An 18,914-nucleotide genomic window follows, 5' to 3' on the forward strand; every position below is an offset into this window, starting at 1 on the left:
CTCGCCTCTCTCCTGGGGTGTTACTCCTTCGCGTCGCCTCGGGCGAAGATGCTGGCCACGAAGTTGAGGACGTCCGTGGAGCAGATCTCGCAGTAGCCGTAGTTCTTCATCATCCGGTCCTTCACCAGGTCGATCTTCTCCTGGGTCTCCTTGTCCACGACGGAGGAGACGAGGTTCTTGAGCTTGATGCTGTCCTTCTGGTCCTCGAACAGCTTCAGCTCCAGTGACTTGTGGAGCCGCTCATTGGTCCGGTAGTTGAAGGTCTTCCCTTCGACGGCCAGCGCGCCGATGTAGTTCATGATTTCGCGGCGGAAGTCGTCCTTGCGGCTGTCGGGGATGTCGATCTTCTCCTCGATGGAGCGCATGAGGCGCTCATCGGGCTCCTCGTACAGGCCGGTGTACTTGTTCTTCACCTTCTCCTTCTGGGTGTAGGCCTTGATGTTGTCGATGTAGTTGCCGCACAGCTTGCTGATGGCGTCTTCGTCCGCGGAGATGGCGCGTTGGACCTCGTTCTTGACGATGTCCTCGTACTCCTGCTTCACGGAGGTGAGCAGCTCCTTCATGCGCTTGCGGGCGTCCTCGCTGTTGATGAGCGAGTGCGTCTTGAGGCCGGCCTCCAGCTCGTTGAGGACCATGAAGGGGTTGATGCAGCCCTCGCCCTTGTCGCTGACCAGGGCGTTGGAGATCTTGTCCTGGATGTAGCGGGCGGAGATGCCCTCCAGGCCCTCGCGGTTGCTCTCCTTGCGCAGCTCCTTGATGTTGTCTTCGGTGAAGTTGGGGAGCGTCTTGCCGTTGTAGAGCTTGAGCTTCTGCAGGAGCGAGAGGTTGTGCTTCTTGGGCTCCTCCAGGCGCGTGAGGACGGCCCACATGGCGGCCATCTCCAGCGTGTGCGGAGCGATGTGCTTGCCCTTGATGGCCCGGGAGTTGAAGTCCTTCTCGTAGATCTTCACCTCTTCGGACAGCTTGGTGATGTACGGGATGTCAATCTTCACCGTACGGTCTCGCAAGGCCTCCATGAACTCGTTGTTCTCGAGCTTCTTGTACTCGGGCTCGTTGGTGTGGCCGAGGATGACCTCGTCGATGTCCGTCTGCGGGAACTTCTTCGGCTTGATCTTGTGCTCCTGCGACGCGCCGAGCAGGTCGTAGAGGAAGGCGACGTCGAGCTTCAGGACCTCGACGAACTCGATGATGCCGCGGTTGGCGATGTTGAACTCGCCGTCGAAGTTGAAGGCGCGCGGGTCGGAGTCGGAGCCGTACTCGGCGATCTTCCGGTAGTTGATGTCACCGGTGAGCTCGGTGGAGTCCTGGTTCTTCTCGTCCTTGGGCTGGAACGTGCCGATGCCGACGCGGTCCTTCTCGCTGAAGACGAGGCGGTTGACGCGGATGTGGCCCATGACCTTGGCGAAGTCGCCCTGGTAATGCGTCATCAGGTCCTTGAAGACGAAGCGGCAGGCGGGGCACAGCTCGGAGCCGTCGGGGATGGTGTAGCCGCTCTCCGGCGGGGAAATCTCTGCGTAGATTTTCGGGCGCCACTCACGAGGGATGAGGTTGAGCGGCTCCTCGTTCATCGGGCACTTCATCTTCTCCTTCACCGTGGTGCCGTCGGGCAGCTTGCGGTCGGTGGTCCAGGAGAAGGTGTAGGCGGCGCCGTCCGGCGTCTTGGAGTAGTCCTCCATGCCCTTCTTGAGGAGGCGGGCGATGGTGGACTTGGACGAGCCGACGGGGCCGTGGAGGAGGATGACGCGCTTCTCGGTGCCGTAGCCCTGGGCGGCGGACTTGAAGACGTTGACGAGCTTCATGAGCGGGACGTCGAGGCCGAAGATGGCGTCGCGGCCGCCGAACTTCTCGTCGCTGAAGAAGTGGTAGCGGATGAGCTTCTTCTTGTTGTCGATGTACTCCGTCTTCCCGTGGCTGAGGATCATGTCGTAGATCCTCTGGAAGGCGGTGCGGGTGACCTTGGGGTTCTTGCGGACGATTTCGAGGTAGTCCTCGAACGAGCCGTCCCAGGTGAGCTCAGCGTAGGTCTTCGCGTCCTGGAGCGCGGCGATTCTGGAGACCCACGAAACCTTCTCAGCGTCCTTCATGTCTCTCCCTCGGTGCCGCCCCGGGGCGCGGATGAGCCGCGCCGACAGGGGGCCATAGTGGTGAACCTGGAGGGCTGGACTGCCATTCCACAACCACCCCGCCGAGGTCCCAGGCACAAACAGCCCTGCTGCCCCTTCGGGACCCCGCCGCGGAGTGGGACCGCGCGTTACGCTCGTGTCGGGGATGGACGCCCTGAAGGCGCACCCCCTCCACGGGGTGAAAAGGCACTTTGATTATAAGGTGCCTCGCCCACGGGGGTAGGGTGCCCCCCTTCGCGCGGGGGGTATTGAACGCCCGGGCAGTGGATTTCCGTGCGCCCGCCGAGGCCGGACTGTTACCTAGCTGTGGGGCAGCGTGCCCGTACGTTCCACATGTCGTCGTGCGGCTTGCACCGCCCAGGCGGCGAGCGGCCAGAGTACCGCGCTGAAGGCCAGCAGGGCGCCCCAGGTGGGTAGGAGGCGCTCCATGCCGGCGCCCTCCAGTGCCGCGGCGCGCAGGCCATGCAGGGCATGCGTGGCGGGCAGCAGCCGGGCGGCCATGCGCAGCGCGTCGGGCAGCACGTCCACCGGATAGAGCACACCGGCGAACAGATAGCTGAGCATGTCGAGCGCGTAGGCGAACGGGTCTCCGCGCTTGAAGACGAGCACGAAGGCGGCGGACAGCAGGCCGAGCGCGCTGAAGGCGAGCACGCTCAACACCAGCGTCACGCCGAAGGTCAGTGGGTGGACGGAGAGGCGGGCGCCGAAGAGGAGCGAGCCGGCGACGAGCAGGCCGCACGCGCGCACGAGCGAGCCGGCGACGGTGCCGGCCGTCATCAGCGCGACGACGTGGAAGGTGGAGAGGGGTGCGGCGAGCAGGGGCTCCAGCGAGCCGTCGTTCTGCGCGGCGCGCACCGCGTTGCCGAAGCCGCGCTGCAGGCTGCGCAGCAGGGTGGCGGTGGCCAGGCCGACGAGCGCGAAGGAGTAGTAGTCCGCGCCGTAGCGGCCGCGCACGGCGGGGGACTCTCCCACGGTGCGGGCGAGGAAGTAGAAGAGCGTCAGGGTGAAGAGTCCGCCTGCCGCCAGGAGCAGCCCGTTGAGCCGGTAGGCGGTGGCGATTTCGAAGTCCCGCCGGAGGAAGGCGAGCAGGCGCCTCATGCGTCCTCCGGGGTGGCGGACGCGAAGATGCTTTCCGCGGCGGGCAACACGTCCGCGAAGGTGCCCGAGGCGGCGATGCGCCCTGCGTCGAGCAGGAGGACGCGATGGGCCACGGCCTGCACTTCCGCGAGGTCGTGGCTGGCGAAGAGGACGGCGGCGCCGCGCGAGGCCGCGTCCGTCAGCACGCGGTTGCGCACGCGGCGGGCCGCGCCGGGGTCCAGCGAGCGAGTCACCTCGTCGAGCAGCAGCACGCGCGGGCGGTGGAGCAGGGTGCGCATCAGCACCACGCGCGCCTTCTCTCCGCTGGAGAGGGTGCGCGTCTCGCGGTCCAGGAGGCGGCGGGCCTCCAGCGTGTGGGCGAGCTCGTCGATGCGGGCGTCCACCTCGCGGTGGGGGACGTCGTAGAGCGCGGCGTAGAAGCGCAGGTTCTGCCGGGAGGTGAGGCGCGGCGCGAGCCCCCGGTCATCGCTGAGCGCGGCGCCCACGTGACGGCGGACCTCGGGCCTGTCCTTCACCACGTCGCGCGAGGCCACCCGCGCGGTGCCCGCGTCCGGGAGCAGCAGGCCGCAGAGGATGCGCAGCAGTGTGGACTTGCCGGCGCCGTTGGGGCCGATGAGCGCGACGACCTCCCCGGCGTCCACGTGGAAGGAGACGCCGCGCAGGGCCGGTCGGGAGGGCGCCGCGCGGCCGCGCAGGCGCGCCCAGAGGCCGGGCGGCGGGTACGTCTTCTCCAGGGCAGCGACTTCGACCTCCGGCATTGGGGGCATTGGAGCCGAAATCCCGCACGGTGTCTCCCGTGCTGGACGGCTCGGATGCGCGGGTGCCCTCGGGAGGACGGTGAGCATGGGGCGTGCAATGGGCCCGGGCGTCACCCAACCCAGGGAGTCGAGTCGTGTCCGCCTTGCTTGCCGTGTCATGTCTGCTGGGCTCGTTGCTGCAGAGCCTTCCACCCGTGGCCGCCGAGGAGGTGGTGGCCATGGCGTTGCTCGACGAGGGCACGGAGCCACGCAGGGCGCTGGCCCTGGTGCATCGGCCGGGGTGGGCGCAGCGGGCGCGGTTGTCGATGGCGTCGGAGGTAGAGACCGCGTCGGGCGGGGAGCTGCGCACGGAGTATGGGCCCGAGGTGGTGGTGCCCCTCCGGCTCTCGCTGCCGGCGGCGGGGCTGGTGGAAGGGGGTGTCCGATTCAGGAGGAGCCCGGGCCGCCTGGAGCCACCAGACCCGTGGGCCACCGAGGGCGTGGCCCGGTATCGGCTGCGCGTGGGGCGCCCGGAGGTGCGCGCCGCGGACGAGGACGGGGTGGAGCACGCCTTGCGACTGGCGGAGGCGCTCCGGGGCCTGAGCGGGCGGAAGGGGAGGTGGTGCTGGCTTCGACGGGGGCGCTCGTCGAGGCACGGATGGACCTGCGAGGAGGCACGTCGCCAAGGCTGGCCGCGCTGCTGGGGGAGGGGATGTCCTCGGACTGGCTCGCGACGCCGCAATTCCCGGATGAGCCGGTAGGGCCCGGTGCGCGCTGGACGGTGGCCCGGGCGCATGGACCCGGGGTGCTGTCCGTCATCACCTACGAATTGGTGGACCTGCGCGGCCCGCACGGGCGGCTCCGGTTCCAGCTCCACTCGAGACGGGCGGGCGGCGCGCGGGAGCCGGTGGCGGAGGGGGAGCTGCGCTTCGACCTGCGCCGGCCCCTGCCCGAGCGGATGGAGGCCCTCTTCACCTCCCGTGCGACGCCGGGCCTACGGGAGGGGCGGAGGCTGGAGGTCGTGCGGCGCACCCGGGTGACACTGGAGGCGGGCGGGCTGCAGCCGCTGGCGCAGCAGGTGCGGGTCGCGGTGCCTCCGTGAGAGGGCACGGCACTGGCCCGGGCCAGGGGCGCGAAGGGCCGTCCCCTGGAAATCGATGGTTGCGGCTCCAGGGAAAGCAGGGTGCTGGGAGAGCGGAGCTTCGCGGAGGGTGAAGACGGGGAAGCCCTGCGAGCAGGGGAGCAGGGGCCTCTGGCTTGGCTTTGGCCCCTGCCTGCGTATCCTGCCGCGCGAAATGGCGACCGCCCCCTCCCCCCTGTCCGCTCCGCCGTCCCACACGCCGAATCTCTCGGCGGTGCCCGCCCCCGTGCCCGAGCCGAGCAACCGGCTCCTCATCGGGCTGATGCTGGTGGCGGCGCTGGTGCCGCGCCTGCTGGTGTTCGCCGTCAACGAGAACCTCTACGGCGACGCCGTCGTGCGCACGGAACTGGCGGAGCGCTGGTTGAGCGCCCCGCACGTGATTACCGCGTACGGCGACGGGGCCTACCAGTTCGGCCCGCTGCACATGTACCTGGTGGGCGCGGCGCTGTCGGTGATGGACCGCGAGGTGGCGGGCCGCGCGGTGAGCCTGCTGTTCGGCGTGCTGTCGGTGATTCCGATGTTCGCGCTGACACGGCGGCTCTTCGGCTGGCGCGCGGGCGTGGTGGCCGGGCTGGCCTTCTCCGCCTGGGGCATGCACATGCAGTTCGCCACCACCGCGGGCAGCGAGGCGGTGTCGCTCTTCTTCATGCTCGCCACCTTCGCCCTGTACGCGGAGGGCGTGGATGAGAATCGCTTCGCGCCGCTGTTCCAGGCGGCGCTGATGCTCAACCTCGCCTGTGCGCTGCGCTACGACGCGTGGATGTACATCCCGCTGCTGACGCTCGCGCTGTGCTTCAGCAGCGAGGACAAGGTGGCTGCGGTGACGCGGGCGGTGGGCTTCGGGCTGGTGTGCCTGCCGTTCCCCCTGCTGTGGATGCAGGGCAACGAGCTGATGCACGGGGACCCGTTCTTCCCGGTGAAGGCGGTGGAGGAGTTCCATCGCAGCTGGGTGCTGTCCTCGGCGGGCTCGGGCGCGGCCATCGGCTGGCGCCTGCAGCAGCTCGGGTTCTGGCCCGGGATTGCCTTGCTCACCCTGTCCCCTGGCGTGGCGCTGCTGGGCATGTGGGGCATGGTGAAGGCGTGGCGTGCGCGCCCGGACACGCGCTGGCTGGTGGCGGCGGCGGTGGTGCCGGCGGCGTACTTCACCTTCCGCGCGGTGGTGCTGCTGACCTTCGTGCCGCTGGGTCGCTTCACGGTGACGCAGGTGGCGGTGGTGCCCGTGTTCGTGGCGTTCGGCTTCGCCGCGCTGGTGGGCAGCCGTGGCGCCGGCGTGCGCAAGGCGCTGGCGGGCGTGACGGCGGTGCTCGCCGTGGCCGTGCCGGTGGCCATGGGCCTCTATACCTTCCGTGCGGAAGGCCGCCTCCAGGACTCGATGCGGCCGGTGAGCCCCACCTCCACCAACCCGGTGGCGGTGATGAAGGTGGCGGACTTCGTGAAGGCGGAGGTGGCCAGCAAGGGCGGGGCGGTGGCCCTCGACGACGACCCCAGCTACATGGACCTGCAGCTGGCCTTCTTCTCCGGGCTGCCCGAGGAGCGGCTGGCGCGCGTGCGCTGGGACACCTTCCGCAAGCGTCTGCAGGAGGCCCGGCCGGAGGTGCTCATCCGCTTCGACCAGGGCACGCTGTTGAAAGACCCCGGCGTGAAGCTGGAGGGCCGCTCCCTGGTGCTGGACGGCGTCGCCTACGAGGAGCAGGACGGCTTCTCGGCGCCGCTGCACGTGTACCGGCGCCGCCCGTAGTCCGCGCGGCGGCTCACGACTCCGAGTCGTAGTCGTCGTCCGCGTGGTAGCCGGAGTCGGGCGGGCGGTGGGCGTCCAGCCATCCCTGGAGGATGAACTGGGCGGCCACCTGGTCGATGACCTCGCGGCGGCGCGCACGGCTGACGTCCGCCTCCAGCAGGGTGCGCGTGGCGGCGACGGTGGACAGCCGCTCGTCCCAGAGCTCGACGGGGACGCCCAGCGCGGTGCCCAGCGTGTCCGCGAATTTGCGGGAGGCCTCCGCGCGGGGGCCCTCGCTGCCATCCATGTTCAACGGCAGGCCGAGCACCACCCGGCTCACCTCGTGCTCCTTCGCGAGGGTGGCGAGGGCGGCGAGGTCCGCCTTGAGTGAGGTGCGCCGCACGGTGGTGACGCCCTGGGCCGTCAGGCCCAGTCCGTCCGAGACGGCCACTCCAATGGTTTTGGTGCCCAGGTCCAGGCCCATGGTCCGCATGGCGGCGGGACTCTAGCCCCAATCCCCCGCCGTGGACCGCCCCGTCCGCGTGCGGGGACGCGCCCGCGGACGGTGACCGGGCCAACCCGTGGATTTCGCTGGAGGAAGGGCGGGATGGCGGGCGGCACCGGCGCTGCAAACAGGACGGTGACTGCGCGGCGTCCATCCAACCCCGCCGCGCCAGAGGGCTCATGCTCGACTTCCTCAAAGGTGCGGCCAACCTGCTGGCCGACCCCATGTCCGCCGTGGTGGACCTCGCGGGCAACGCGCTGGGACTGCCACCGCTCATCACCAACTCCATCAAGGCCGCCGCGGGGGTTGCGACAGGCAACGTCATGATGGTGGCCAGTGGCGCCATGGGCGTGGCGAAGGAGCTGTCCCAGAACCCTGCCGCGAAGACGGAGTACCGCCCGCCCTCGGGCGGGGACTCCAAGGTGGGGGAGGGCTATGCGTCCTCCTCGCCCGTGCTGCCCTCGGGCAAGAGCCCGCTGGACCCGAAGATGCTCGACTACGCGGACTCGCTGCGGGTGCTGGAGGCGAACTTCGAGCAGCTCGACTACCTGGATGGGAAGAAGAACGGCTCGCTGTCGAAGAAGGACCTGGAGCGCATCTCCAGCGACGCGAGCCTGTCGCCGCAGCTGCGCAACGCGGCCCGCTTCATGCTGGAGAACAAGGCGCTGTTCGAGCGGCTCGATAACGGGAACAAGCTGCTCAACATCGGTGTGATGGGCCTGCTGACCAATGACCGCTTCAACCTCAAGGACCTGAGCAGCGAGCTCAAGCGGGTGGAAGGTGAGTTCTCCCGGTACGGCCGCCCCGAGCGCCCGGGCAGTGGTACGCCCGGCAGCGGTGGTGTTCCCGGTAGTGGTGGTGTTCCCGGCACCGGGACGCCCACGCCGACGCCGGGCACCGGCAGGACGCCCTCGTGTGACAGTCCTTCGCCCACTCCTTCGACCCAGGGCTCTTCGGGGACCGCGCTGGACCCGGACTTCGCCGAGTACCGCGACGCGCTGTCGGTGCTGAACGCGAACTGGGACACGTTCGACGCGGCGGTGGGGACGAAGGACAACGTGCTGACGCGCGACAACCTGGCTGCCATCCTGAACAGCCCGGCGGCCTCGTCGACGCTGAAGCGGGCCGCGCAGTTCTTCAAGGACCACCCCGAGTACTACGACCGGCTGGAGATGGCGAATGGCGTGGGCGGGCGCGACGGAATCGTGGGGCGGCCGGACGTGACGGCGGCGCTGCGGCAGGCGGGCTCGGTGCAGGGCTCCTCGGGAACGCAGCCCTCCACGGGCGGAAGCAAGCCGGTGGGCAGCGGTGGCTCGAGCGTGAAGAGCATCCTCGACAATCCGAACATGAGCGTGGAGGACAAGATTCAAGCCATCCTCATGTCCATCGCGGAGAACACGGACGACGAGCTCCTCGGCGTGCTGAACGACATGGCGGACCAGCGCGACCAGCGGGCCACGCTCGGCACCAGCGACGCGGACAAGCAGAAGGCCGCGAAGATCGACAGCAGCATGCAGGAGCTGGAGCTGCGCCTTCAGAAGCTGATGGAGAAGCGCAAGGCCATGTTCGAGCTGATGAGCAACATGTCCTCGAAGTTCCACGAGATGGCGAAGACGGCCATCTCCAACCTGCGGAGCGCGTGAGCCGCCATGGGACGCGTCATCAAACACGAGGGAGCAACGGCCATGCGGATGGAGAGCGGAGCGGTGCAGCGGCTGAAGGCGTTTGCCCGCGGAGAGTCGACGTGGGCGGAGGTGGAGGGGATGACCTTCGAGGAGGCGAAGGCCATCGCGCAGGTGGGCTGTGACCTGGCGGCCGCCGGCCGGCTGGAGGAGGCGCGCATCCTCTTCGAGGGGCTGGTGGAGGGAAACCCCAAGGACACGGCGGCGCGGGCGGCGCTGGGCACCGTGTACCAGAAGCTGGGACGGCTGGAGGAGGCCATCGCCGAGTACAGCGCCGCGCTGGCGAGGGAGCCGGGCAACCCGGTGGCCCTGGCGAACCGCGGCGAGCTCTACCTGCGCAAGGGAGACCGGCAGGGATTCACGGACCTGGCCAACGCGGTGGATGCGGACCCGCACGGGGAGACGGCGGCGGGGCGCCGGGCGCGGGCGCTGGTGAAGGCCATCGCCCTGGTGGCGGTGGAGAAACTGAAGGAGGACTCGCAGCCGTAGGCGGGTGTGACGAGGGGCCGCCGGGACGTCGGGGAGCGGACCGGCGGCGGCTGTCGGCGGGTGGGCTCGCGAGGGGTGAGGGCGGGAGTCGCGGGGAGTCCACCTGCCGGCCGCTTTTTCGAGGGAAGCGCGGCGCTACTGTGTTGGCGGCGGGAGGGCGGCGAGCCGCTCGCCGATGGGCGGGTGGCTCATGCCCTTGAGGATGACCCAGCGGGGCGGCTCGGGGTCCATCTTGTTCACCCGGGCGGCCTTCACGAGCATGCGGCGGAAGGACTCCGCGTCACCGGTGAGGCGCAGGGCGTAGCGGTCCGCCTCGCGCTCACGCTCGCGCGAGAAGGCGGCCGAGATGGGGTTGCCCAGCAGGATGACGACGATGACGAGCAGCGAGATGAGCGGCAGGGTGCGGATGTCCGCGAAGCGGGTGGTGCCGAACCAGCCCCGGCGGGCGGAAAGCCGCAGGAGGCGGTCAATGGCGAAGAGCAGGCCAATCAGCGCGCACGAGGCGGTGATGCGGCCGGGCCACTTCGGCTCCTGGACATGGCCGGCCTCGTGGGCCACGGCGGCGAGGACCTCGTCCTCGGAGAGCTCCTTGAGGATGACGTCGTTGAGGACGATGGCGCGCGTGGGGCCCTGGCCGGCGAAGTACGCCTGGACGCGGCGCGAGGCGACCGAGGTCTCCGCCACCAGCACGTCGGAGAAGGGGATGTCGGCCCGCGCCATCAGCGCCGTCATGTGCTCACGCAGGGGGCCGGCGGGCAGCGGCTTCTGCTTGAAGTAGAGGAGGTCCCGGTACGGGTCCAGGGCCGACGACACGAGCATGAGCAGGGCCACGGGCACGCCCAGCACCAGCCACCAGTACCGCACGCGACGGGCGAGCCCATACATGCCGATGACGAGCGCGGCGAGGCAGAACGCCACCAGCAGGTTTCCCTTGAGCAGGTCCCACGCATAGGTGCCCGGCGTGTAGTTGGACAGGCCGTGGCGGTGCTCGAGCGTGTACGTGAACCAGACGTCCACCGGCAGGTAGACGAGCTTGACGAACAGGTCGATGAAGAGCGCGAAGAGCACCGCGGTGCCCCATCCGGCCTCCCCCCAGAGCCGGTCCATGGCGCGAAAGAAGGCACGGCTGACGGGGGCCGTGCGCAGCACGCCGAGCCGGCGCTCCAGCCCGGCGGTGGTCGAGGTGGCCGCGCGATACAGGGGCTGGACGAACACCCCGAGCAGCAGCGCCTGCAAGGCCAGACGCGCGAAGGGGTCCACCGCGGCCCGGATGTAGTGGGGCAGGTGGTACGCGTGAATCTCCGCGAGCTGCTCGGCGGTGAAGAGGGGCTCCATGGGGGGGCCCCAGGCTACGCCGCGCGGGCCCCGGCTGCCCAGCCGGGGCCGGGGCTCACGAGTGCGGCTCGGCGTCCGCGCCGGACGGCGTGGACGTGGAGTCGGGCTCGGCTTCCGCGTCCGCCAGCAGCAGGGCCTTCACCTTGGCGAGGCTCTCGCGGGTGCGGTCCACGAAGGCGCTCTGCGAGCCGATGCGCTCGGCCGTCTCCAGGGTGCGCTCGTAGATGTTGATGGACTTGGTGAGCAGCACGCGAATCTTCTTTCGCAGCTCCTGGCGGTAGACCTGGGCCTCGCTGGCGTCGAGCTCGGCCGGCGCGGGCGAGTTCACCATGTGCTCGTAGAGATTCTCGTAGAGGGCGCCAATCTGCGCGCCCGCGGCGGTGGCCCAGTAGCCGTTGCCCACGCGGATGGAGCGCAGGTAGTGGCCCTGCGCGGAGAGCAGCAGCTCCGCCTTGTAGTTGAGGTCCTCGGCGAGCTTGTCGCTGCCGCGGGTGGCGTCCAGCTTCACGTCGTCGTAGTGCAGCCGGTAGATTTCCCCGATGAAGAAGTGCGCCTGCGCGGGGAAGTAGTCGTCCACCTCGTCCTTGTCGGCCAGGCCGTCGTAGGTGGAGAGCGACTTGCGCAGCGTCTTCTCCGCCTCTTCGGAGCGGCCGGCCTCCAGCTGGCAGACGCCCTGCTGCACCTGGGCCTCCAGCCGGCGGTTGAGGGGGAGGTCCTGCCGCTCGGCGATGACGCCCAGCAGGGCGACGGCGTCGTCGAAGCGCTCCAGGTGGTACTGCGTCTCCGCCACGCGGAAGGCGGCGTCGAGCGCGTCGCCCGTGCCCTTCGCGGGGTCCGACAGCTCGGAGAAGCGGTGCCCGGCCTCCTCCCACTCCTTGAGGCGCTGGTGGGCGAGGCCCGCGTTGTAGAGGGCCGCGCGGCGGTGCTTGCTGTCCGGGTGGAAGTCCGCGAGCCGGCCGAAGTAGCGCGCCGCCTGCTTGAAGTCATTGGCCGCGAAGGCCGAGGTGCCGCCCGCGAAGAGCTCCTCGTCGTTGAGCTTGTCCAGCTCCAGGTCCGCCGTCACCGTCACCGCGTCGAACTGGAGCTCCTGCCTGGGCGGAGTCCCCTGCCCGTCGGCCCGTGCCGCCGAGCCCGTCGTCCGGCACCCGGACACCGCCAGCCCCAGCGCCGCGAGCCACCACCACCGATTGACCGACATGTGCGCCCGCTCTCTGCCAATCACGAAGTGCGTCCTCCTGGACCGGATGACCGGCCCTACTCCCCGACATCGCGGAGGCCCGGAGAGTTCCCAACCACGACGGTGGGCGCGCCCAGCTTAATGCGCCCTTGCCGCCCGCGCCTCCCCGGCCGCCTGCCCTCCGGACGGGAAGGGCACCGCGGACGACACGGGCTCCGGGAAGGCGGCTTCCGTCAGGAAACCGACTCGTCGCCCAGCAGGTAGCGACTGGTGCGCCACAGGGCGGTGATGTCGTGCACGTCCAGCTCGAAGCGGGGCACCTGGATGATGGGGACGCCCGGGCAGGCGGCCTCGAGCTGGGAGATGCCCTCCCGGTCCTGCTCGGCCAGTACCTGGAGCTCGCGCAGCGTCTCCTCCACCTTGGCGCGGCGGGTGGGCGTCAGCGTGGCCGCGTCCTCCCACAGCGCCTCCGGGGGCATGGGGTGCACGCGGTTGACCACCAGCGCCACCACGCCCATCCGGTGCTGCTTCAGCAGCGTGTGGAAGTGGATGGCCTCGTCCATGCGCTCGGGGTGGGGGCTCGTCACCAGCACGAAGCCGGTGCTCGGGTCCTCCAGCAACTCCCTCACACCGCGGGCCCTCTCACGGAAGCCCTCGTTCATGGAGGAGATGGCGAGCATGAAGTTGGACAGCTCCTGCAGCATCTCCGTGCCGGTGAACTTCGCCAGGGCCCGCATGACGTAGCCGCTGCGGTTGAACAGCGACATGCCCAGCCTGCCCGCCTTCAGCGCGGGGGCGAGCAGCCACTTCGCCGCCTCGTTGTCCAGGAAGTCCAACACCCGGTTGGGCGCGTCCAGGAAGTCCAGCGCGTGCGCGGTGGGGGGCGTGTCCAGGACGATGAGCTCGTGGGAGTTGCGGCGGCGCAGCTCCCACAGCTTCTCCATGGAGATGTACTCCTGGCTGCCCGCCAGGGCCGTGGAGAGCGACTGGTAGAAGCGGTTGGAGAGGATGCGCTCGCGCTGGTCCGGCGGGGCGACGCGGGCAATCAGGTCGTCCCACGTCTGCTTCATGTCCAGCATCATCGCGTAGAGCGGCGCGCGGGCATGGATGCCCAGGGGCTCCAGCGCGGTGGCGGGCACCTGCGTCTCGGTGTTGCCCAGCCCGGTGAGGCCCAGCGAGTTGGCCAGCCGCTTCGCCGGGTCGATGGTGCACACCAGGCTGGTGCGCCCATCCACCGCGGCGCGCAGGGCCAGCGCGGCCGCCGCCGTCGTCTTGCCCACGCCTCCCGAACCCACGCAGATGAGGACGCGCTTGCCCGCGAGCGCGGACGCCAGGGCCGTCGTGCTCACGTCTCCCCCGTCACCATCGGTTCGAGATGCCCCATGACCTGTTCAATCGCGTCTCTGCCGAATTCGGGTGTGAAGAGCCGGGGCACCGTGAAGAGCGGAGCGTGCAGGTTGCGCTCCAGCTTCGTCCCCGCCAGCACCGCCTGCGCCGCGCGGTCATGGTGGGCCTTGGCCGCCGCGTGCAGCTCCGGGTGGCCGAGCAGCGCCTCCAGGTCCGCCTCCGTGAAGCGCTCCGGGAAGGCCTGGTTGAGCACCGCCGCGTGCGTGCGGATGTTCACCTTGTCACGCAGCGCCGCGTGCAGCTCCAGCGCCTCGTTCACCGGCATCTCCTCCGGCAGCGCCACCAGCACCATCGCCGTCACCGCCGGGTCCACGAGCAAGTCGCGCATCTTCTGCGCCTCGCGGGACATGGGCCCCGGGGGCACCGTCTGCAGCAGCACCTGCGGCACGCTGAGGAAGGAGATGGCATGCCCGGTGGCCGGCGCGTCCATGACGATGGTGTCGAAGCGCGGGCGGCCGTCCGGCCCCTTCTCCTGCAGGTGGAACATGATCTTCCCCAGCAGCACGAGCTCCTGCAGGGATGGGATGAAGCGCAGGAAGTAGCGCACCAGCCGGTTCTCGAAGACGGTTTTGTAGAGGGCCTCGAAGCGCAGCACCATGAGGCCGTACTCGCGCATGGCCTCCTGGGGGCGCACGTCCACCGCCCAGAGGTTGTCCACCAGCAGCGTGACTTCCGGGCCGGCCGCCGGGCGCTCGAGGAAGCGGCTGACGCGCTCCTGCGTGTTCACCTCGCACACCAGCGTCTTGCGCCCCGCGCGCGCGGAGGCCAGGGCGAGGGCCGCGGCAATGGTGCTCTTGCCGACTCCGCCCTTGCCGGAGACGATCCACAGACGCTTGTCGAGTAGTCCGGCCATAAAAGAGAGCGGCGAACCGTAGGAATCGTGTCTCCAGGAGTCAACGCGTTTGGCCGCGTTCTGTTGCGCTGCTTGACACGTCGCGTTGGCAACTCGCAGAGTGCGGCGTCTTTTTCCTGACTTCCTGAAGGCCGTTCAGGCCTCGCGCGCGAGGACGCGCTTTCCATGCTCAAGAACAACCCGGTGATGAAGAAGCTGGTGGAGACGGGCGAGGAGCGGATTGGCAAGCTGGCGCAGCAGCTGCTGTCGAACGAGAAGTTCGTGGCGACGGTGCAGACGCTGGTGGCCCGCTCGCTGGCGGCGAAGGGCACGCTCGACAGCACGCTGCGCACGGCGCTGTCTGCCATGAACCTGCCGTCCACGGCGGACCTGGAGCAGCTGCGCTCGAAGGTGGACGACCTGGAGCGGATGCTGGCCTCGGTCGAGGGCAAGGTGGACACGCTGGTGGCGGCGAAGTCCTCCTCGAAGAAGTAGTCCGCTCCCGCCATGCGGCGCATCGCCTTCATCAACGAGAAGGGCGGCACCTGCAAGACGACGCTGGCGGTGAACACCGCCGCGTGGCTCGCGCGGGAGCAGGGCCTGCGCGTGCTGCTGGTGGACCTGGACACGCAGGGCCACGCGGGCAAGGTGCTGGGCGTGGACGTGCGCACGCTGCCGCGCAACGTCTTCCATCTGCTGACGGACGAGGCGGTGCGGCTCGAGGACGTGGTGCGGCGCTCGGCGGTGGAAGGCCTGGACGTGCTGCCCGCGTACAAGGAGATGGCGGACTTCCCGGTGGTGGTGGCGGGTGACGCGCGTCGGGCGCACCGGCTGGCGGACCGGCTGCGCGCCGCGGAGGACGCGGGCTACGACGCCATCGTCTTCGACGCGCCGCCGTCCATGGGGCTCACCACGCGCAACATCCTCGTGGCCTCCACGGAGGTGGTGGTGCCGGTGGCGCTGACGTACCTGGCGCTGGACGGCTGCGCGGAGGTGGCGGACACGGTGCGGCAGGTGGGCGAGGCGGAAGGGCGGCCGGAGCTGCGCGTCACCAAGGTGGTGCCCACGCTGTACCGGAAGACGGCGCTGGCCACGGCGATTCTGGAGCGGCTGAAGGCCTACTTCCCGGACGCGCTGGCGGCCACGCCGCTGGGCTATGACGTCAAGGTGGACGAGGCCCAGAGCCACGGGAAGACCATCTGGGAGTACGCGCCGAAGAGCCGGGGGGCCCGCATGCTGGCGGCCATCGCAGCCGAGCTCCACGGCGGGCCCGCCCCCCGGAAGAAGGGGCGGACGCCGAAGGTGGCGTAGGGCGCGGCCGCGAAGGCGACTCGCGCCGCTCGGGCGGCTACTGCTTCTTCTGCTGCTCGACCTGCTCGAGCTTCTTCTCCAGCTCCTCCAGACGCTGGGTGAGCGACGCCATGTCGCGGCCCAGGGCGGGGAGGTTGCCGGTGAGGTTCTCCACGACGTGCTTCACGCGCTCGTCGATCTTCCGCTGCCAGTCCTCGAAGGCGCGCTGGCTGGCCTTGAGCAGGTCGGCCGGGTTGAGGCCGGCGGCGGCGCCCGCGGTGTCCGGGGTGGCGGCGCTGGCGGCGGGCTCCTCGGCGGCGGGGGCGTCCGTCTTGCCGGTGGACTCGTCGCGGCGCAGGAGCTTGTCGAGGCGGGACTCGGCCTCCTCACGGATGGAGGCCACGCGGGGGGTGACCTCCTTCTGGATGAAGCCGGAGATGGACTCGCCGGGGTGGCGGATGATCTCCCGCAGCACCGACAGCGGCATCTGGTTCTTCTTCTTCTCCTCCTCGAAGATGATCTGCGCGAGCGTGACCGAGGTCAGGTCCTCCTTGGTACGATTGTCGACAATCCGTACCTCGGTGCCCTCCTTGATCATCGCGGCGATCTCATCCAGGGTGACGTACCGGCTCTCCACGGTGTCGTAGAGCTTCCGGTTCGTGTACCGCTTGATGATCTTGGGCTCCTTGCTCGGAGCGCCTGCTTGCTCGGCCTCGCTCATGTGTCTCTCCGCCCCTTTTGGGCTCGACTCCAAGCCACGTGCCCCGCCTGAGTCTCGCAGGGGCGAACCTCGTAGCAGAGGGGTTGATAGCGAGCAAGCAACGAGAACCCGGCTCGCCGTGTCCGCCTACTGCCCCTATACTCGCGCTCCCAGCCGGGCCTGCTGAATGATCGTCAAGTGCGAGCGGTGCCAGACGCGGTTCAAGATCCCCGATGAGAAGGTGACGGACAAGGGGGTCAAGGTCCGCTGTACCAAGTGTCAGAACACCTTCCGGGTGACCCGTGAGACCGCCACGGGCGGAACGGGTGCGCCGCCCGTGCCCCCTCCGACGGGGCAGGCGGACCCATTTGCGGAGTTCGGGGTCGCTCCTGACCCCCAGCATGTGGAGATAACGAAGCCGGGGTTCTTCGCGCAGGGCGTGGAGGCCACCCGGGGCCCGCCCGCCCGCCCGCCCGCGATGCCGTGGAACAGCGTGGATGGGGACATCGACACGGAGGCCGGCGTCTTCCAGGAGCCGACCCGTATCGGCCCCATGCCGCTGCCCCCGACCGCCCGTCCTACGGCGACTCCGTTCGACTTCTCCGAGCCCGAAGGGCAGGGGATGGCCGTGCCGCTGCCCGCCCCCGCGGGAGGACCGGGCCTGTCGGGCCGGCCGGCGACGGGGCTGTATGGGAGCGCGGTACCTCCGTCGGAGGCACTGCCGTACCTGTCGGATGGGGCCGTGCCGCTGCCCGGTGCGACGTCCGGGGCCGTGCCGCTGCCGGGCGTGGCCGGGGCGAGGAGCGCGCCGCCGCCTCCTCCTGGCCCGGGGCCGGGGCGTGTGGCGCCCGCCGCTGCCGCGGGTGGCTCCCCGGGCGCGGCCGTGCCTGCTCCGGTGACCATGTTCGGCTCGCCGAAGGGGGCCGCCCAGGCGCCCATGGCCGCTCGTGGGGGGCCAGGGGGCGCTGCTCCCGGTCCGGGGAGCCGGCCGCCTCCGGCGCCTGGAGCTCCTCCGGCGGCGCTTGGGCCTCCGGCGTCTGGCGCTCCTCCGGCGAATGCACGCAGGGGCACCGCACCCGCTCCGGGCGCCGCCGTGCCGCCGCCTCCCTTCCCTCTGGGGGGCGATGACCCGTTCGCGGACCTGCTCGGGGCTCCTGGCGATTCCGCTCCGCCCGTGCCCGCCGGGGCGTTCGACCTGTTGCCGGCCCCCAAGGCTCCGGCAGCCCCCGTCTCGACGGGCGCGTTCGGCCTGTCGCCTTCGCCCAGGGCTCCCGCGACGGCGGTTCCCGCCGCGGCTCCGAACCCGCTGCCTTCGCCCACGGCACCCTCCGCCGACGCGCTTCGTCGGGCCGCGGCCCCTCCGACCTCGGAGCCCACGGGAGCGGTGGCGCTGGGGCCGGTGCGCCCGGCTGCGAAGGGGGCTCCTCCTCCCGCCGCCTCCTTCCCGGGTGAGGACCCGTTCGGTTCCATCGACATCGATGACGCCACCGTCACCGATGTGCGGCCCTCTGCTCTTGCCCCCCTGCCGGCTCCGGCTGGCGAGGACCCGTTCGGTTCCATCGACGTCGATGACGTCACCGTCACCGCCGCGTACCCGGCGTCCGTGACTGCGCCCTCGGGCGAGGACCCGTTCGCGTCCATCGGCCTCGCTGGCTCCCAGGGGGCGCCTCCCGCCGCGTCGCCCGCGAGTGCCGCCGCTCCCGCCCCCGTGGCCGCGCAGCCGGGTAGGGCTCCTGCTCCGCCCCCACGGCCCGCCTCCAGCGCCAGCGACCTGTTCGACCTTTCCTCGGACGTGGACCCGTTCGGCGAGCACGCCGGCATGCAGCCCACCGACACCGGCCGCGCCGCGCTGCTCGGGGCGCCGCCTCCGCATGCTGACGGCCTGGAGGACCTCGCCTCCCTGTCCGAGTCCGGCGGGGGCTCGCTGCTGGGGGACGTGCCCCCGATGGCGGAGGCCCAGGAGTTCACCGTCACCCTCGGCAAGGTCGGTGCCCCTGGCACGGGCGCCGTCGAGGTGCTCGACGTGGGCACCCTGCCGTCCGCGCCCGCCGTCACCGTCGCCCGGCCCACCGCCCGGCCCGAGGACGTGGGCATTCCCCAGAGCCGGCCTCCGAGCCGCGCCCGCAAGGCCACTGCGCTGGTCGCCAACCTCGTCGTGGCCGCCGTGTTGGTCGTGGCCTTCGCCGCCGTGGGCGGCGTCTACCTGCGCGAGGGCCGCGTGGACCTGTCCGTGCTCTCCCCGGACCGCCTGCGCACGCTCGTCGTCCCCGCGCCCCGGCCGCTCGTGGCGCTGGATGTGACGAACGCCCTCTACGAGACGCGGTCTGGCCGGCCGCTCTTCTTCGTCCGGGGCGAGGCGGAGAACCGCACTGGCGCCGCCACCCGCGTCCGCGTGCGCGCCGCGCTGTATGACGGCAACCAGCGCGTGCGCTCCGCGGAGGCGCTCGCCGGCGCGGTGCCCACGCCCGAGGAACTCCACGCCGTGGGCAACTCGGAGGCGGCCACGGCGCTGAGCCAGCGCATGGACGCGGCGGCCACCCCCGTGGCGCCCGGCGCGAAGGTGCCCTTCCTCGTCATGTTCCAGGAGTACCCGACGGACCTCGGCAGCTTCAGGCTGGAGGTGACGCTGGAGCCGGTGCCGCCCGCGACGGCGGAGGCCGGTGGCCGCACGGAGTAGGTCA

The 18,914-nt window shown here is 70.5% G+C and carries 16 protein-coding genes; 7 read left to right on the forward strand and 9 right to left on the reverse strand.

Annotated features, from left to right (window positions below; genetic code table 11):
- Window positions 1-20: 20 nt before the first annotated feature.
- The 3 genes from OV427_RS33125 to OV427_RS33135 all read right to left on the reverse strand — a co-directional run bounded on the left by OV427_RS33125 (window position 21) and on the right by OV427_RS33135 (window position 3,988).
- Window positions 21-2,084: a PrkA family serine protein kinase gene (locus tag OV427_RS33125; protein ID WP_267860211.1), complete on the reverse strand. Its 2,064-nt coding sequence runs from the start codon at window positions 2,082-2,084 to the stop codon at window positions 21-23.
- Window positions 2,085-2,423: 339 nt separating this feature from the next.
- Window positions 2,424-3,221: an ABC transporter permease gene (locus OV427_RS33130; protein WP_267860212.1), complete on the reverse strand. Its 798-nt coding sequence runs from the start codon at window positions 3,219-3,221 to the stop codon at window positions 2,424-2,426.
- Window positions 3,218-3,988 carry an ABC transporter ATP-binding protein gene (locus OV427_RS33135; protein WP_267860213.1) on the reverse strand — a complete coding sequence of 257 codons (771 nt, stop codon included), beginning with the start codon at window positions 3,986-3,988 and terminating at the stop codon, window positions 3,218-3,220. The genes OV427_RS33130 and OV427_RS33135 overlap by 4 nt, the downstream gene beginning before the upstream one ends.
- 592 nt (window positions 3,989-4,580) lie before the next feature.
- On the opposite strand from OV427_RS33135, the gene OV427_RS33140 reads away from it, so the two are divergent.
- Together OV427_RS33140 and OV427_RS33145 are read left to right on the forward strand one after the other, a co-directional pair.
- On the forward strand, window positions 4,581-5,060 hold the full coding sequence (locus OV427_RS33140; protein ID WP_267860214.1) for a hypothetical protein: 480 nt from the start codon (window positions 4,581-4,583) through the stop codon (window positions 5,058-5,060).
- A 193-nt stretch (window positions 5,061-5,253) separates the two neighbouring features.
- Complete coding sequence (locus tag OV427_RS33145; RefSeq protein WP_267860215.1) at window positions 5,254-6,837, forward strand: ArnT family glycosyltransferase; 1,584 nt, start codon at window positions 5,254-5,256, stop codon at window positions 6,835-6,837.
- Window positions 6,838-6,850: 13 nt separating this feature from the next.
- Here the strand turns inward: OV427_RS33145 and ruvX are convergent, their stop codons facing one another.
- Window positions 6,851-7,309 carry a Holliday junction resolvase RuvX gene (gene ruvX / locus OV427_RS33150; protein ID WP_267860216.1) on the reverse strand — a complete coding sequence of 153 codons (459 nt, stop codon included), beginning with the start codon at window positions 7,307-7,309 and terminating at the stop codon, window positions 6,851-6,853.
- A gap of 191 nt (window positions 7,310-7,500) precedes the next feature.
- Here ruvX and OV427_RS33155 point away from each other — a divergent pair, with 191 nt between their 5' ends.
- Window positions 7,501-8,964 (forward strand): hypothetical protein, encoded by a 1,464-nt coding sequence (locus OV427_RS33155; protein WP_267860217.1) that lies wholly within the window; start codon window positions 7,501-7,503, stop codon window positions 8,962-8,964.
- Between the two features lie 6 nt (window positions 8,965-8,970).
- On the forward strand, window positions 8,971-9,492 hold the full coding sequence (locus tag OV427_RS33160; RefSeq protein ID WP_267860218.1) for a tetratricopeptide repeat protein: 522 nt from the start codon (window positions 8,971-8,973) through the stop codon (window positions 9,490-9,492).
- A gap of 135 nt (window positions 9,493-9,627) precedes the next feature.
- On the opposite strand, the gene OV427_RS33165 is transcribed toward OV427_RS33160, so the two are convergent.
- The 4 genes from OV427_RS33165 to OV427_RS33180 form a co-directional block, all read right to left on the reverse strand.
- Window positions 9,628-10,827 (reverse strand): M48 family metalloprotease, encoded by a 1,200-nt coding sequence (locus tag OV427_RS33165; RefSeq protein ID WP_267860219.1) that lies wholly within the window; start codon window positions 10,825-10,827, stop codon window positions 9,628-9,630.
- Window positions 10,828-10,882: 55 nt separating this feature from the next.
- Entirely contained in the window at window positions 10,883-12,025 is a 1,143-nt protein-coding gene (locus OV427_RS33170; protein ID WP_267860220.1) for a tetratricopeptide repeat protein, read from the reverse strand.
- A 212-nt stretch (window positions 12,026-12,237) separates the two neighbouring features.
- Window positions 12,238-13,353: an ArsA family ATPase gene (locus OV427_RS33175; RefSeq protein WP_267860221.1), complete on the reverse strand. Its 1,116-nt coding sequence runs from the start codon at window positions 13,351-13,353 to the stop codon at window positions 12,238-12,240.
- On the reverse strand, window positions 13,350-14,264 hold the full coding sequence (locus OV427_RS33180) for an ArsA family ATPase (RefSeq protein WP_267860222.1): 915 nt from the start codon (window positions 14,262-14,264) through the stop codon (window positions 13,350-13,352). The genes OV427_RS33175 and OV427_RS33180 overlap by 4 nt, the downstream gene beginning before the upstream one ends.
- 165 nt (window positions 14,265-14,429) lie before the next feature.
- Between OV427_RS33180 and OV427_RS33185 the strand changes: the two genes are divergently transcribed.
- Together OV427_RS33185 and OV427_RS33190 are read left to right on the forward strand one after the other, a co-directional pair.
- Entirely contained in the window at window positions 14,430-14,738 is a 309-nt protein-coding gene (locus OV427_RS33185) for a hypothetical protein (protein WP_163995415.1), read from the forward strand.
- 12 nt (window positions 14,739-14,750) lie between these two features.
- Window positions 14,751-15,554 carry a ParA family protein gene (locus OV427_RS33190; protein ID WP_267860223.1) on the forward strand — a complete coding sequence of 268 codons (804 nt, stop codon included), beginning with the start codon at window positions 14,751-14,753 and terminating at the stop codon, window positions 15,552-15,554.
- A 37-nt stretch (window positions 15,555-15,591) separates the two neighbouring features.
- Here the strand turns inward: OV427_RS33190 and OV427_RS33195 are convergent, their stop codons facing one another.
- Window positions 15,592-16,254, reverse strand: coding sequence for a polyhydroxyalkanoate synthesis regulator DNA-binding domain-containing protein (locus tag OV427_RS33195; protein ID WP_267860224.1), 663 nt, complete (start codon window positions 16,252-16,254; stop codon window positions 15,592-15,594).
- A 166-nt stretch (window positions 16,255-16,420) separates the two neighbouring features.
- Here OV427_RS33195 and OV427_RS33200 point away from each other — a divergent pair, with 166 nt between their 5' ends.
- The gene (locus tag OV427_RS33200; protein WP_267860225.1) at window positions 16,421-18,910 is read left to right on the forward strand and encodes a zinc-ribbon domain-containing protein; all 2,490 of its coding nucleotides are present in this window, start codon (window positions 16,421-16,423) and stop codon (window positions 18,908-18,910) included.
- Window positions 18,911-18,914 lie beyond the last annotated feature (4 nt).

The sequence above is a fragment of the Pyxidicoccus sp. MSG2 genome, assembly GCF_026626705.1.
Taxonomy (GTDB): domain Bacteria; phylum Myxococcota; class Myxococcia; order Myxococcales; family Myxococcaceae; genus Myxococcus.